Below are 15,846 nucleotides of genomic sequence, written 5' to 3'. Positions count from 1 at the left end.
GTCGGAGGAGATAATAAGGTAATTGTACCTGAGTATAGAAACAACAGATAGGAAAGGATCTGGAATTACAAGCTAAACTCTCTTTAACAAAATCAGTAATTCATTGTTGTCAGTTAACATATCTTGAATGGTGTAATTATCCAGTTCACCTAAGAATGCTTGCTTGGCTTTAGCGAGTGCGCTCTTCAATCGACAAGCCGATGTGATATGACAAAAATCAGGAGCACAATTCACAACTTGTAATGGCTCAATAGAACGTATCACATCTCCGATATTAATCAGCTCTGCTGGTCTTCCTAAACAGATGCCACCGTTCTTTCCTCGAACCGTTTTTACGTAACCTTCTTGGCCTAATTTGTTTATTATTTTAACCATGTGATTACGTGACACATCAAATGTTTCTGTCACGATAGTAATACTGGTTAATTCATCCTTAGGTAACGAAGCTAGGAATATCAAGGCTCTCAAGCCAAAGTCGGTAAAATTTGTAAGCTGCATATCCTCTCCTTAATGTCTTTTTCATTGTAATTCTTCTCTTGACTAAAAGATATATTTTAGATACAACTTATAACATACATTATAAATACACCTTTAAAGGTAATAAATCATGCTCAGCAAAAATACTATCGACATCATTAAATCCACTATTCCATTACTTGCACAAACCGGCCCGGCATTAACCGCGCATTTTTACGATCGTATGTTTACTCATAATCCAGAGTTAAAAGATATTTTTAACATGAGTAATCAGCGCAATGGCGATCAACGAGAAGCGTTATTCAATGCAATCTGTGCTTATGCGGGTAATATTGAAAACCTAGCAGTCTTACTGCCTGCTGTTGAAAAAATAGCACACAAACATACCAGCTTTATGATCACCGCCGAGCAATACAATATTGTTGGTGGACACTTAATCGCAACGCTTGATGAAATGTTTTCTCCAGGCCAAGAAGTATTAGATGCGTGGGCTGAAGCTTACGGTATTCTGGCTAATGTATTCATTCAACGTGAAGAACAAATCTATCAAGATAACAATGCTCTTGATGGTGGTTGGCGCGGACTGCGTGAGTTTGAGCTAATAGCAAAAGAAAAAGAAAGTGAGCTCATCACTAGCTTTACGCTTATGCCAACAGATGACTTAGCGGTATCGTCATTTAAACCAGGTCAATACATTGGTATTTATTTAAATCCTGAAGAATTCGAAAACCAAGAAGTGCGTCAATACAGTTTATCTTCTGCGCCTCAAGAAAAAACATACCGCATTTCAGTAAAACGAGAGGAAGGCGGTAAAGCATCAAATTATCTACATGCGTCACTCAATGTTGGCGATAAGGTAAATCTTACTGCGCCTGCTGGCGATTTTTTCTTAGATGTTGAAGCATCAACACCTGTTACGCTTATTTCTGCAGGTGTTGGCTTAACTCCTACTCTTTCTATGCTAGAAACACTTACCCAGCATGAAGAAAAAGTAACTTGGCTGCACGCGACAGAAAATGGATCTCAACATGCATTTAAACACCATATTTCTGCTTTAGCAGAGAAGCATGAACATATCTCTGCGTATACTTGGTATAACCAAGCACAGGAAACAGATAAGCTAAATCAAGACTTCCAGTTTGGCGGTTTAATTAACTTAGCTGACGTTAAAGAAGAGATCATCTCTGATACTGGTCATTATTATTTCTGTGGTCCTGTGGGCTTTATGCAACATGTCGCGAAACAGTTAATTGAACTGGGTGTTACTGAAGATCGTATTCACTACGAATGCTTTGGCCCTCATAAAGTTCTTTAAACCGCTAAATTAAAATGCAAAAACGCCCAGCGATGAATAATCGCTGGGCGTTTTTTAGAGTTGATGACATTACCTATCTAACAAAAACAGTTACATATTAGCACTTAGGTTCTACCAGAAGGTATCTCGCCTTTTTGCTCTCGCAATAACGTTACCTGGCATGCGCATCTCTAATCCATTTCTCAAATTAGCAATTCGTCTATGTTGACGACCATCAGAAGTTATCGAATTATATAACCATCGATACGCATCTTCATAATCTAGCGGGCTGCCATAATCACTAAGCAGTAATTCCGCTAAATGAATACGAGCATTAATATTACCCATCCCTGCCGCTTCACGCAGATAAGGGATCGCTCTCTCTCTGTCTTGCTGCACTAATGTGCCTTTGGCATAATATCGACCAATTTGCTCAAGTGCGGCGGGTAAGCCTTGCCTTGCTGCATTTTCCATATAATAGAGACCTAGCTCTACATCACGGTCAACACACACTCCCCATGCAAGCATATCCCCATAAAGGAACTCATACGCAGGAGAATCAATTTTGGTTGCACGAGCAACGATATCTTCAACTAATTGACAATTATCCACGTTCTTCACACGAGTTAACTGTGAGTTAGTATCAAACAGCCGGAATAATTGGTTTTCGGTATAAATTGGGATCGGTTCCCCGATCTCTTCGCTAGAAGCATGCACGGGCACAAGTGCCACCATACAAGCTGCTACGAGATGTCGTAGTTTCATAAATTCATCAACTCTTTGTCACTGTATTTATTGTATCGACGTAAGCGGCAAGTTCTTTAGGCAAAATTCACCCTAAGTGGCAATTTTTTGCCCATACTTTATAAATCGTTGATTAAATAATTGATGATAATATGAATTAAAAGGCTCAAGCCTCAAAATTTAGGCACAAAAAAACCAGCTACATGAGCTGGTTTTTATTCATTCGTTCGTTATTAAACTTCGAATGGGTGTACTTTAACGATTGTCTCATTACGGTCAGGACCAGTAGAGATAATGTCAATTGGAACACCTGTTAATTCTTCGATACGCTTAATGTAATCTAAAGCCGCTTGTGGAAGCGCTTCAATTGTTTGTGCACCGAATGTATTTTCAGACCAACCAGGCATAGTTTCGTATACTGGTGTTGCTTCTTCAAATGCTTCAGCAGCCATTGGAGAAACTTCTAATAAAGAGCCATCTTTCATCATGTAACCAGTACAGATTTTTAGCTCTTCTAGGCCATCTAAAACATCTAACTTAGTTAGACAAATTCCAGATAATGAGTTGATTTGGATTGCACGACGCATAGCAACAGCATCAAACCAACCACAACGGCGTAAACGGCCAGTTGTCGCGCCAAACTCATGACCAACATCGCCTAAGTGCTTACCGATTGGGTCTTGTTTTTCTAGACCATCATATAGCTCTGTAGGGAATGGACCTGAACCAACACGAGTACAGTATGCCTTGGTAATACCTAGGATGTAGCCTAAATGACGAGGTCCAAAACCAGAACCCGCAGCAACACCACCAGCAGTAGTATTAGAAGACGTTACATAAGGGTAAGTACCGTGGTCGATGTCTAGAAGTGTACCTTGAGCACCTTCAAACATAATCTTGTCGCCACGCTTACGTGCTGCGTCAAGAGTATCAGTAACATCAATAACCATTGAAGTAAGTAGATCAGCATAGCTCATTGCTTGCTCAAGTACTTCTTCATAGCTTACTGCGTCTACTTTGTAGTAGTTCACTAATGCGAAGTTATGGTATTCCATTACTTCTTTTAGTTTTTCAGCAAAAGCCGCTTTATCAAACAAATCGCCAACACGTAGGCCACGACGAGATACTTTATCTTCGTACGCAGGACCGATACCACGACCAGTTGTACCAATTGCTTTGTTACCACGTGCGATTTCACGCGCTTGATCTAGCGCTACGTGATAAGGAAGAATTAGAGGACAAGCTTCAGAAATGAATAGGCGTTCACGAACTGGAATGCCACGCGCTTCAAGTGGCGCCATTTCTTTTAGTAAAGCATCAGGCGAAAGTACTACGCCATTACCAATAATGCATTCAACATTATTACGTAAGATACCTGATGGAATTAAGTGTAGAACGGTTTTTTCACCGTCGATAACTAGAGTATGGCCTGCATTGTGACCGCCTTGATAGCGAACCACATACTTTGCATCTTCAGTTAAAAGGTCTACTATTTTACCTTTACCTTCGTCACCCCATTGGGTGCCCAGAACGACTACGTTATTTCCCATCTTTCCAAAGTCTGCTTGTTAGTTAAAAATGGATTCTAGCATTGATAGAAAAATGTTTCATTTATTTTTAAGGGAAAACTCACTTTCACAATAAACCGCTGCCAATATAAACAAATTTGTCATTTATTATTCTCAATAAAATCAAACCAAGTTTATGCGCTTAGATTTCTAACAAAATTCAAAGCATCACACTGCAAATCACAACACCAGTCACAACTAAGCAACCACCAATACGTCGCAAGGTATTATCTGGTTGCTCACTCAATTGAGCCACCATATTACGCCACCCATTAGGAGCAATTAATGGGCCTAGCCCTTCAACAATAAGTACACCGCCAATCGCCAACCAAATAGCATTACTCATACAACCTCTCTATCGAGATAAATTAATAGACAAAAACAAAACAAGGCCCCGAAGGACCTTGTTAATTAGTTAGAATTAAAATCTACACGAGATTTATTTTCCGCCTTTTGGATCATTCATGTATTTGAAGAAGTCAGCCTTAGGATCAAGTACCAAGATGTCATTCTTGCTATTAAATGAATTTTCATATGCTTTCAATGAACGAATAAAGCTAAAGAACTCAGGTTCTTTATTAAACGTATCTGCATACAATTTCGCTACTTTTGCATCAGCATCACCACGAGTAATTTGTGCTGTTTTATCCGCTTCTGCAATAATAGTGGCCACTTCAAGCTCTGATTGAGCACGAATAACTTCGGCTTTCTCGCGACCTTGAGAACGTAATTTACGAGCAACGGCTTCACGCTCTGCACGCATACGACGGTAAATAGATTCTGAAATTTCTTCTGGTAGGTTGATTTTCTTGATTCGTAAATCAATCACTTCAATTCCTAAATCACCAGTTCCTTCTTGAGAGTCAAGAAGTACTGTTGCCATTACTTGTTCACGTTTTTCAGAAACGATTTCTTTAACGGTTTTACTACCAATTTCAGCTCGTAAGCCATCAGATACACGACGTTGCAATAAAGATTCCGCCGTTAAGATATTACCGCCACCTGTTGCTAAATAGAATTGACCGAAATCTTTAATTTTCCATTTAACGTATGAATCGATAATAACGTCTTTTTTCTCTGATGTTACGAAACGGTCTGATTGATCATCCATTGTTTGAATTCGAGCATCTAACACGTTTACACGATCGAACATTGGCATTTTAAAATGTAAACCAGGTTCATAAATACGTGTAATGTTGTTGTCATCTTTAATCAAACGACCAAATCGAGTTACGATACCGCGTTCGCCTTCTGGTATCACAAACAGTGACATTAAGAAAATAGCGATAACAACGATAAGCGTTGGGATCATTAACTTACGCATGATTAATATCTCCCTTCACGAGTTGAAGTACGGCTTGTAGTATTCGCTTTTGGATCTGGTTGTCCATTTTTCTCTAACTCAAAATCATAATTTTTAGATGATGATGTTGATGTTTTAGGAGAAGATTTAGCAGACCCTTGTTGATTACCTACCATCTTATCTAATGGAAGATACAACAAATTACCGTTTGATTCAGAATCAATAAGAACCTTACTTGTATTACCGTATACACGTTCCATTGTATCAAGATACAAACGAGTACGTGTGACTTCAGGTGCTCTATTGTATTCAGGTAACAACTTTTCAAACTGAGCAATTTGACCAATAGCTCCGTTCACAGTACGTTCAGTATAACCTTGAGCTTCTTTCTTCAAACGCTCAGCACGACCTGTGGCTTTTGGAAGAATATCATTGCTGTAGGCTTCTGCTTCACGAATGAAACGTTCTTCATCTTCTCGAGCCGCGATTGCATCATCAAACGACGCTTTCACTTCTTCCGGTGGACGAGCAAGTTGGAAGTTGACATCAACAACAATTAAACCCATATCATATTTATCAACTATACGATTCAGTGTTTCTTGAGTACGTTGACGGATCACTTGACGACCACTGGTCAAGATATCATCCATTTTTGCGTCACCAATTACAGCACGAAGTGCAGAATCAGTCGCTTGACGTAAACTGTCATCAGCATTAACGACGGTATATAAATATTTTCGTGCGTCAGCAACTCGATATTGAACACCCATTTCAACAGTCACAACGTTCTCATCTTTTGTTAGCATTAAGCCTTTTGAGTTTAATGAACGAATCGATTGAATATTTACAGCTGTTACTTGGTCAATAAAGGTTGGTTTCCAGTTTAGACCTGGATCAACCATACGATCGTATTTACCTAAGCGTAAAACGACACCACGCTCACTCTCGCCAATCGTATAGAAACCAGAAAATATCCAGATAGCAATTGCGACAACCGCAATGAGACCTAAGCCAATTGCGCCGCCATTACCAAATGAAGGTAAGCCACTGCCACCTTTATTGTTTCCGCCTTTATTTCCACCGCCAAACTTACCGCTTAGCTTTTGACTTAGTTTATTAAAAACTTCATCAAGGTCTGGTGGGCCTTGTTCACGACCGCCACGATTTTTATTACCCCAAGGGTCTTTATTATCGCCGCCGCCATTATTATTGTTGTTGTTATTTCCAGGCTCATTCCACGCCATTAGAAAACTCCAAGGTAATTATGAAGATAAAGAATCCTGTGCGCTCTCGTTTGTCACTAAAAAGTAACTTAACGGAGTCTCTTCACGTTTTTCTAACTTAGACCAATCAACTTGCTGCATACGTATATCAATAAGCAAGCTGCCATCATCCTGATATTCTTCTTTTATAATGCTTTGCATTTGAAAGAACTTACTTCGAAAACGCCCAACCAACTCAGGAGGTAGTCGCAATGTATGAACTACCATTTGCCCTGCTAACCGTTCCGTTAATGCTTGAAAAAGTAATTCAATGCCTTGACCTTCCATTGCTGAAACCCAAACACATCGAGGGACTCCTTCCTCATCACGTTCAATTCTTGGTTGTTGATTTTCTAAGTTATCAATCTTATTCATTACGAGAAGATAAGGCACCTCATGGGCATCTATCTCTTCAAGAACAATATCTACTGCTTCAATGTTCTCACGAAAACGCTCATCACTGGCATCAACTACATGTAACAAAATATTAGCTTCTTGCGTTTCTTGTAATGTTGCCTTAAAGGCAGCAACAAGATCATGTGGTAAATGACGAATGAAACCTACTGTATCAGCAAGTATTGAGGCTCCAACATCGGTTACTTCAATCTTACGTAAAGTCGGGTCAAGTGTTGCGAACAATTGATCTGCGACATAAACCCCAGCTTCAGTAATTCGGTTAAATAACGTAGATTTCCCTGCGTTAGTATAACCAACTAAAGAAATGGTTGGAATTTCAGCCCGAATTCTTGCTCTACGACCTTGTTCACGTTGCTTTGCAACTTTACCTAATCGACGTAGGATTGCTTTGATACGATCTCGCAATAATCGTCTATCAGTTTCTAATTGCGTTTCACCCGGACCTCGTAAACCAATTCCGCCTTTTTGACGTTCAAGGTGTGTCCAGCCACGGATTAATCGAGTAGATATATGACGTAATTGTGCTAACTCAACTTGCAGCTTACCTTCATAGGTTCGTGCTCGTTGAGCAAAAATATCCAGTATTAGTCCAGTTCGGTCTATTACTCGACATTCACATATTTGTTCTAAATTTCGTTCTTGAGCTGGAGACAATGCGTGATTAAAAATCACAATGTCTGCATTATTTGCTCGAACAGCATCGGCAATTTCTAGTGCTTTACCCTCACCTACATAATATTTAGGGAGTGGGGATTGACGGGTTCCCGTCACAACAGCCAATGTGTTTACCCCCGCAGAAGACACCAACATTTTACATTCGTCGAGATCTTCCAACTCCCCTTCATAAGTGAAGTTAATATGCACAAGAATAGCCTGTTCACCGGATTCATAACGGTCAAACAAGCATTAACTCCTTAAGAGTCCAACTATTCAATAATAGAATAATACTACTCTTCTGTTGTTTCTTGTGGACGCTCGCCTTGTGGGCGATCACTTGCAGTGTGATGGCTTACAGCACGAGCTGGAACTACAGTAGAGATCGCATGCTTATATACCATCTGATTTACTGTATTCTTCAATAGGATAACAAATTGATCAAATGATTCGATTTGTCCCTGTAATTTAATCCCATTCACTAAATAGATAGACACTGGAATTCTTTCACGACGCAGTGCATTCAAAAATGGGTCTTGCAAAGATTGCCCTTTAGCCATTTTTTTTTCCTTTTTGGTTTGTAATTGTAATTTTATTTAGCTATTAGTCTTTAGCTTATGACTAAATGCTCTGAAGTTAAACAACATTGATACTTTATTGTGCTTATTTTTTCTCTAAACGATCAGAGATCGTTTGTAGGGCACCATCAATGTTGTCACTATCCAGCCAAGTTAACTCTTCCCAGCTACGTAGCCAGGTAATTTGTCGCTTGGCCAATTGACGAGTCGCACAAACTCCGCGAAAAATTGCGTCATCTAATGTGCCTTCCCCATCAAAATAGTCCCACATTTGTCGATAACCTACGCATCGAATCGATGGCAAATTCGCATGAAGATCTTCTCGTTCGTACAACGTACGAGCTTCCTCTTCAAAACCAGCTTCCATCATCATCTTAAAACGCAGTTCAATTCGACGGTGAATTTCTGCTCTTTCTTTTGGCGCTATCGCAAATTGATGCACCTCATAAGGCAAAGCTTCACCTTTAATCTGGGTTAATTCTGTTAATGTTTTACCCGAAATTCGAAATACTTCCAACGCTCGGGAAAGTCGTTGTGGATCATTTGGATGAATTCTAGCTGCTGATACAGGATCAATGTCTTTTAACTGACCGTGCATAGCTTCCCATCCAAGAGTCACCGCTTCTTGCTCAATTTGAGCTCTAATGTCAGCATCCGCTGCTGGTAATGGTGAAAGACCTTCAAGTAGTGCTTTGTAATACAACATCGTACCACCAACTAACAAAGGTATCTTTCCTTGAGCAACAATGTCTTCCATCTCTCTTAAAGCATCACGACGAAATTCAGCTACCGAATAGCTCTCCGTCGGTTCTAAAATATCAATAAGACGATGAGGTGCCTGTAAAAGTTCCGCCTCATTTGGTTTTGCCGTACCGATATCCATACCCTTATAGATAAGGGCTGAGTCTACGCTTATCAACTCTACAGGAAAACGTTTTCGCAATTCAATTGCTAAGCTTGTTTTTCCTGATGCAGTCGGTCCCATTAAAAATATGGCTTTTGGTAATGCTTTATTCATGACTAAATGCTTGTATCGCCTGAGTAATATCGATGTTTTTTAACAGCTTCTGATTAAATTGGGATAAACCACTTCCCCATAACTGCTCTAATTCCATCACTAATTGTATCGCTTGAGCGGTACTATAATTGGCCTCTTCATGTTGAATTTGATGAGAAAGCCAAATTATTACCTGCTCAAGTGACGGATTGATGTTATCTAGATACCTTAACAGATTCGGGATCAATTGTTGTAAATTCTGCTGCCTTATCGGCTGACAAACCGCCATAACGATCACGTTAGTACTATTTTTAACTTTAAGATCAATTCCAAGAGGTTTCAAGAAAGAAACATAATTCAATATTTTATTACATATTCCCTCTTCAATTCCAACAGAAAGGGGGATCAATAAAGGTTGGGGTCTTAATGGTTCAACATGTACTGTATTTAATTGGCCATGGCTTTTTACAAATTCAGCGTAGCGTAAATCCAAAAGTTGTAACTGAGAACCTTGCTGTAACAAAGCAAAAACGTTTTCGACAATGCTTAATACTTTCCCTAATGATACTGTTTTATCAGTCTCCACACTTAATACCGGTACAAATTTTTCTATTTCTGTAACGTCTGGTGAATGACTTAAGCGGGCTTCATTTATTTGATGAGGTGACGACTGAAAATCTTTCGTCGTTGTCGTTAGCAATGCCTTATATTGATTCAACTCTTTCTGAGATGGCTTATCGCTTTGATATAATCTTTGTGCTTTTGGACCTTCCGCTTTTGGCGAAAGTCGGGTAGATGAACTTGATGAAACCCAAGAATCTGACGGGGCTTTGTTGGGGTAATTTGGCGTGGAATTTACCGCAACTCTTAACTGTTCAGCCTTTACATCAACCTCTTTGTGCGGAGAATCTTGTTGAGGTTGACGAACATATTCTTTCATCGGTGGAAAATAGGCTTCTTTATCATCAACTTGGTTATCGCTGTCATGGTCATGCTGAGACAAAAATAAGCTTGCACTTTGCTGCAATGCACCATAAATCGCTTGATAGATAAAGTCATGCACTAAGCGGGCTTGATGAAAACGCACTTCATGTTTTGCAGGATGAACATTCACATCTACATCATGAGGATTAATCTCAATAAATAGAATATATGCCGCATATTGATTGGCGAGTAAAGAGGACTCATAACCTTGTCGAATAGCATGATTGATTAATTTATCCTTCATCATTCGACCATTCACATAGCAATATTGGATATCACCTTGCGCACGCGCCCCTTCTGGTGAAGAAATCCAACCATGGAATTTAAGTTCGCCATGCTCTAACTCAACCTCTAACGCATGCTGTAGAAAATTAGAACCACATACCGCGGCAAGACGCTTTTCAACTTGAGCTTTAGTTTGGGCTGCTCGATATTGACGAATTTGTTTGCCGTTATGACGCAGATTGATCGTAATATCCAATCGACTCAACGCTATTCGCTTTAATAACTCATCAATATGCGTGAATTCTGTTTTTTCTGTACGGAGAAACTTTCGACGAGCTGGGGTATTGAAGAAAAGATCAACCACATCGATAGTCGTGCCAATTGGATGAGCTGCTGGTTTCAACTTTACCGTCATATCTCGCCCTTCAGCATACGCTGACCATGCCTCTTCTTGAGCGATAGTTCGAGACGTTAAGGTAAGACGAGAGACGGAACTTATCGAAGCAAGGGCTTCACCACGAAAGCCTAAACTGACAATCGCTTCTAAGTCATCAAGAGTGGTAATTTTAGAGGTCGCATGGCGGCTTAAGGCGAGGGTTAATTCATCTTTCGCAATACCAAAACCGTTATCACGGATACGAATTAACTTACTGCCACCTTTTTCAATATCAATATCGATGCGAGTTGCTCCCGCATCGATACTGTTTTCTACAAGCTCTTTTACAACAGAAGCAGGGCGCTCTACAACCTCACCCGCCGCAATTTGGTTGGCTAATCGAGCTGGTAAGATCTGAATTGGCATAACCCTGTCCTTTTAACTGGTTGGTATAACGAGTACCTGTCCGATTGCCAATTCATCTGAACGTAATTTATTGGCCTTTCTCAGACTGGATACAGACACTCCATATTTAGTCGCAATTTTACCTAAGAACTCACCACGTTTCACCGTATGTTTCTTAACTGGCGCAACAATACTCACTTTCAATTTTTGACCGACAAACAAGGTATCGGACTTCAATCTATTTAATGAACGTAGGCTACTGGTTGATACTTTATATCTAGATGCAATTTTTCCTAAGTATTCACCAGAGCGTACTTTATGGGTGATAATCGTACGTGCTTGCGTTGAACTTGATGTCGTCGTTTTCGGAGCAACATACACAGATTTATTATTTGGAATAATCAGCACTTGCCCTACCGCTAAACCAGTACTCTTAAGCTTATTTGCACTTTTTAGCTTAGCCGTCGTAGTGCCGTACTTTTTCGCGATAACAGACAGTGATTCACCAGATCGTACTTTGTGTTTCTGCTGCTGTCCTTTTGCTGCCAGTAAAGTACCTTGAGGTGGGTTATCTTTAAAGTAACGAGTAATGGCCCTTGAGATCGCTCGAGCAATCTTATCCTGATGAGCTCGCTGGAACAGTTGCTTCTCTTCAGTAGGGTTCGACATAAAACCCGTTTCAATTAAGATTGATGGAATATCTGGTGATTTCAATACCGCCAAACTCGCATGTGCAGGTTTAGATTTATGCAGTTTAATCACTTTACCCATTTCAGAAAGTACATTTACCGCTAATTTATAGCCTTCTTCCGTTGAGTTTTGAAACTGCATATCTAAAATAGTTTGGCTTACGTTTCTGTCTTTATTATTTTTAGATAGCACATCTCCTGCGCCTCCCAAAAGCTCTGATTGCTTCTCATGTTTCTCTACCCAACGACCAATTTCGGTATTCGCACGACGTGTATTTAACACAAAAACAGAACCACCTCGTGGCTTTGGAGAACTAAAGCTATCGGCATGGATCGACACTAAAAAGTGAGCTCTATTTTTTCTCGCTAATTCAGTTCGTTGGTTTAAATTAACAAAGTAATCACCGCTACGAGTAAGTATTGCTCTCATACCCGGTTGAGCATTTATTTGCGCGACCACTTTCTTCGATATAGCGAGAGTTGCATGCTTCTCATATTTTCTTGTCGGTCCAATAGAACCAGGATCTTCCCCGCCATGTCCGGCATCAATGGCAATAATAATCTCACCACTTCCAATAATTTGATTGGCTTGAGAATTAATAATTGGTTTTGAAGAAGCTATAGGTTTACTTTGAACTGGTTTTGAATTTCCTTTAGATTTATGAGGTAAATCCATTACTAAACGGTGTCCATACTGGCCACCAGGAGTCGGTGCTAATTTAAAAATCTCTGCTGTAACGGAGTGTTTTAATTCAAAAACAAGTCGAGTTGTCCCTTTTGATGGCGCAGAGCTCTTTCTTATTTTTGATAACACCTTACTATCACTAACGCTAAGTGGTAGTTTTGCTTTTACATTAGTATTTTTAAGGTCAACAACCAAACGATATGGGCTGCTCAACGTAAAATAACTGTAATTTGCCTCTGAGTTTAAATCGATAACAATACGAGTTTCATCAGGTGATGGCCAAACACGTATTCCCTCTAATGTATTAGCAGAAACAGAAAAACTATTTGCTGATAAAACAACAAATAGCATATACCAAAGAACTCGCAAATATTTACCGATTAACACAAATCCAACCGCTGCACTAAACTACATCCATATTCATTATTACCTGTAATCACAACATGACGACCTTCACCTTCATAGCGAATATCAATATCAATATCAGGTTCAGGTAACAACCCATGCCCTCTCTCAGGCCATTCAACTAAACAAATTGCATCATCGGTAAAGTAATCACGAATACCCATAAACTCTAGTTCTTCAGGATCGGCTAAACGATATAGGTCAAAATGGTATACCTGCCACTTATCCAATTCATAAGGTTCAACTAGAGTATATGTTGGGCTCTTTACATTACCTACATGGCCTAGTGAACGAATAAATCCTCGGCTAAAAGTCGTTTTACCTGCACCAAGGTCACCATGCAGAAAGATCGTTGTTTGTTGATTACAAGCTTGAGAAAGCTGTCTACCAAATTCAACAGTGTCGTCTTCAGTAGCTAAATTAAATTCAAAGCGTTCCATTATTCACTAATTTCACTATTCTAATTGTCTAAATTGATAGACTTGGTATCAAATTCACAATTTATATAGTGAATATTTATACGCAAGTTATCTTCTGTATTGGTACATCTTACTTAATAGTACTTTATCAGCAGTATCAAATTACGAGTTATCTTAGCTATATGATAAACTTTTACTCATTATACTGTAATAAAAAAATGTAATCTCCTTGTGAAAATTGACTATCAAGCACTCGCTAATAACATCAAACTTTGGGCACAAGAACTTGGCTTTCAAAAGGTCGGGATCTGTGACATCGATTTATCTCAACATGAAGCAGCTTTAGAGCAATGGCTTGATGCTGGCTACCATGGTTCTATGGATTGGATGGCTCGGCATGGGGTAATGAGAGCAAGACCGAATGAACTACACCCAGGAACCATTCGCGTTATTAGTGCGCGTATGGATTATCTCCCTCCAGAAGCAGGATTTGCCAGTAATTTAAGCGACACCACTCAGGCCTATATTAGTCGCTATGCACTTGGCCGTGACTACCACAAACTGATTCGTAACCAATTAAAAAAGCTAGGTCAAAAGATTGAAGCAGAAGTAGAACAATTAGGTTACCGCCCTTTTGTTGATTCTGCCCCAATTTTAGAAAGACCCTTAGCTGAAAAAGCAGGACTTGGTTGGACCGGAAAACATTCGCTTCTACTTGATAAAGACGCAGGGTCTTGGTTTTTCTTGGGCGAGCTCTTAGTTGATATCCCACTACCGGTTGATTCCCCTGTTGAGAACCAATGTGGTAAATGTACAGCTTGTGTCACTTCGTGCCCCACAAATGCCATATTAGAAAATGGAGTTATTGATGCGCGTCGGTGTATCTCTTATCTCACCATAGAAAACAGCGGCGTTATTCCTGAAGAGTTTAGACCTTTAATGGGGAATCGTATTTATGGGTGTGATGATTGCCAACTTGTCTGCCCTTGGAATAGAGAAGCCGATATCACACAACAAAATGATTTTCATCGCAGGGACTCCTTAAATAATGCAGATCTTATTTCCCTCTTTGATTGGGATGAAGCCACATTTTTAAAAAACATGGAAGGCTCTGCAATTCGTCGTATTGGATATTTACAATGGCTGCGTAATATCTCGATTGCAATGGGAAATGCTCCTCAGTCAGAACTTATTATCTCTGCACTAATGAAGCGTCTAGATTTAGATGAGAATTTAGATATTCACATTCATTGGGCAATAGAACAGCAAAAATCACACCAAATAAACAAAAATAGAAAAGAACAAAGACTTATCCGCATTATAGAAAAAGGGTTACCAAGAGACGCTTAATAAATAATAATATTTCTATACCTATTAATTACGACTTATAAAGTTTGAGGTGGATCGAAATAAATGTGGAAAACATTATTAAGCAGACTTAACAATTCAAAAAATAGAAAAGTTAAACACAAGACAGGAATATGATTAGGATCAAGGAAGTCAAGGAAAAAGATCTTTCAAATGGCCAAGAATAATGCATATAAAACACAAAACCCTTACTTATCAAATAGATACAAATAAGCAAAAATGTTATTGATCATTAAATAGAAATAAGATCTAAAAATACATTCTTTTTTTTAATGCCATTTTCAAACAACTAACAGACTTATCCACAAAAACTAATGTGTGGATAAGTCTGTTAGTTATATGGTAATTAACGCATATAACTATCCCTCTGATACTATAAGTCATTGAGAGATACAGTGAATACAGATAGTTCATCAGACGGTTTGATTCTTGTTTAGTATTTGAATCAGAATGTTCTAAAAGAGCAGAGTTTTTCGTGGGGTTAATGCTTCACAGCATTAATTTTAAAGAAAATAAAAGCGCTGAATATAATTCAGCGCTTTTATTTTGTTTGGAGCGACACACGAGGCTCGAACTCGTGACCTCAACCTTGGCAAGGTTGCGCTCTACCAGCTGAGCTAGTGTCGCATGATCAACGCTATAAAGCATTCAATCTAAATGTGGTTGCGGGAGCAGGATTTGAACCTACGACCTTCGGGTTATGAGCCCGACGAGCTACCAAGCTGCTCCATCCCGCGTCCGGATGCCATTGTTCAAAGTACAATGGGAACTTTATACCCAAATTCCCTTTTCGAGAAGAACCTAATGGCTCTTAAAGAGAAAATGGAGCGACACACGAGGCTCGAACTCGTGACCTCAACCTTGGCAAGGTTGCGCTCTACCAGCTGAGCTAGTGTCGCATGATCAACGCTATAAAAGCATTCAATCTAAATGTGGTTGCGGGAGCAGGATTTGAACCTACGACCTTCGGGTTATGAGCCCGACGAGCTACCAAAC

Annotated in this window: 14 protein-coding genes and 3 tRNA genes; 2 read left to right on the top strand and 15 right to left on the bottom strand. The window is 39.5% G+C overall.

The features are described from left to right. Positions 1-72: 72 nt before the first annotated feature. Entirely contained in the window at positions 73-498 is a 426-nt protein-coding gene (gene nsrR, locus A6E06_RS15310) for a nitric oxide-sensing transcriptional repressor NsrR (RefSeq protein WP_065594224.1), read from the bottom strand. A gap of 109 nt (positions 499-607) precedes the next feature. Between nsrR and hmpA the strand changes: the two genes are divergently transcribed. Next, positions 608-1,792: an NO-inducible flavohemoprotein gene (gene hmpA, locus A6E06_RS15305; RefSeq protein ID WP_065594225.1), complete on the top strand. Its 1,185-nt coding sequence runs from the start codon at positions 608-610 to the stop codon at positions 1,790-1,792. 111 nt (positions 1,793-1,903) lie between these two features. Here hmpA and A6E06_RS15300 read toward each other — a convergent pair whose 3' ends face one another. The 11 genes from A6E06_RS15300 to tsaE all read right to left on the bottom strand — a co-directional run bounded on the left by A6E06_RS15300 (position 1,904) and on the right by tsaE (position 13,503). Further along, a complete protein-coding gene (locus tag A6E06_RS15300) occupies positions 1,904-2,536 on the bottom strand; it encodes a tetratricopeptide repeat protein (RefSeq protein ID WP_065594226.1) in 633 nt (210 codons plus the stop codon). A 212-nt stretch (positions 2,537-2,748) separates the two neighbouring features. Continuing rightward, positions 2,749-4,065: an adenylosuccinate synthase gene (locus A6E06_RS15295; RefSeq protein WP_065594227.1), complete on the bottom strand. Its 1,317-nt coding sequence runs from the start codon at positions 4,063-4,065 to the stop codon at positions 2,749-2,751. Positions 4,066-4,243: 178 nt separating this feature from the next. Continuing rightward, on the bottom strand, positions 4,244-4,429 hold the full coding sequence (locus A6E06_RS15290; RefSeq protein WP_065594228.1) for a DUF2065 domain-containing protein: 186 nt from the start codon (positions 4,427-4,429) through the stop codon (positions 4,244-4,246). Positions 4,430-4,522: 93 nt separating this feature from the next. Further along, the gene (gene hflC / locus A6E06_RS15285; RefSeq protein WP_065594229.1) at positions 4,523-5,407 is read right to left on the bottom strand and encodes a protease modulator HflC; all 885 of its coding nucleotides are present in this window, start codon (positions 5,405-5,407) and stop codon (positions 4,523-4,525) included. Positions 5,408-5,409: 2 nt separating this feature from the next. Continuing rightward, entirely contained in the window at positions 5,410-6,630 is a 1,221-nt protein-coding gene (hflK, locus tag A6E06_RS15280; protein ID WP_065594230.1) for an FtsH protease activity modulator HflK, read from the bottom strand. 18 nt (positions 6,631-6,648) lie between these two features. Next, the gene (gene hflX, locus A6E06_RS15275) at positions 6,649-7,968 is read right to left on the bottom strand and encodes a ribosome rescue GTPase HflX (protein WP_065594231.1); all 1,320 of its coding nucleotides are present in this window, start codon (positions 7,966-7,968) and stop codon (positions 6,649-6,651) included. Between the two features lie 44 nt (positions 7,969-8,012). After that, positions 8,013-8,279: an RNA chaperone Hfq gene (hfq, locus tag A6E06_RS15270; protein WP_017022675.1), complete on the bottom strand. Its 267-nt coding sequence runs from the start codon at positions 8,277-8,279 to the stop codon at positions 8,013-8,015. A gap of 103 nt (positions 8,280-8,382) precedes the next feature. Continuing rightward, the gene (miaA, locus tag A6E06_RS15265) at positions 8,383-9,315 is read right to left on the bottom strand and encodes a tRNA (adenosine(37)-N6)-dimethylallyltransferase MiaA (RefSeq protein WP_065594232.1); all 933 of its coding nucleotides are present in this window, start codon (positions 9,313-9,315) and stop codon (positions 8,383-8,385) included. Next, the gene (gene mutL, locus A6E06_RS15260) at positions 9,308-11,305 is read right to left on the bottom strand and encodes a DNA mismatch repair endonuclease MutL (protein ID WP_065594233.1); all 1,998 of its coding nucleotides are present in this window, start codon (positions 11,303-11,305) and stop codon (positions 9,308-9,310) included. Before mutL ends, miaA begins: the two co-directional genes overlap by 8 nt. A gap of 12 nt (positions 11,306-11,317) precedes the next feature. Further along, positions 11,318-13,045 carry a LysM peptidoglycan-binding domain-containing protein gene (locus A6E06_RS15255; RefSeq protein WP_065594234.1) on the bottom strand — a complete coding sequence of 576 codons (1,728 nt, stop codon included), beginning with the start codon at positions 13,043-13,045 and terminating at the stop codon, positions 11,318-11,320. After that, positions 13,039-13,503: a tRNA (adenosine(37)-N6)-threonylcarbamoyltransferase complex ATPase subunit type 1 TsaE gene (gene tsaE, locus A6E06_RS15250; protein WP_065594235.1), complete on the bottom strand. Its 465-nt coding sequence runs from the start codon at positions 13,501-13,503 to the stop codon at positions 13,039-13,041. Before tsaE ends, A6E06_RS15255 begins: the two co-directional genes overlap by 7 nt. 216 nt (positions 13,504-13,719) lie before the next feature. Here tsaE and queG point away from each other — a divergent pair, with 216 nt between their 5' ends. After that, positions 13,720-14,832 (top strand): tRNA epoxyqueuosine(34) reductase QueG, encoded by a 1,113-nt coding sequence (queG, locus tag A6E06_RS15245; protein ID WP_065594260.1) that lies wholly within the window; start codon positions 13,720-13,722, stop codon positions 14,830-14,832. A 569-nt stretch (positions 14,833-15,401) separates the two neighbouring features. Here queG and A6E06_RS15240 read toward each other — a convergent pair. The 3 genes from A6E06_RS15240 to A6E06_RS15230 all read right to left on the bottom strand — a co-directional run bounded on the left by A6E06_RS15240 (position 15,402) and on the right by A6E06_RS15230 (position 15,749). Continuing rightward, positions 15,402-15,477, bottom strand: a tRNA-Gly gene (locus A6E06_RS15240). Between the two features lie 33 nt (positions 15,478-15,510). Then, positions 15,511-15,587, bottom strand: a tRNA-Met gene (locus tag A6E06_RS15235). A gap of 86 nt (positions 15,588-15,673) precedes the next feature. Then, a tRNA-Gly gene (locus A6E06_RS15230) sits at positions 15,674-15,749 on the bottom strand. Between the last annotated feature and the right edge of the window lie 97 nt (positions 15,750-15,846).

It is taken from the genome of Aliivibrio sp. 1S175 (assembly GCF_001690985.1).
In the GTDB taxonomy this organism is placed as follows: domain Bacteria; phylum Pseudomonadota; class Gammaproteobacteria; order Enterobacterales; family Vibrionaceae; genus Aliivibrio.
This window is presented reverse-complemented; position numbering and strand designations above follow the sequence as displayed.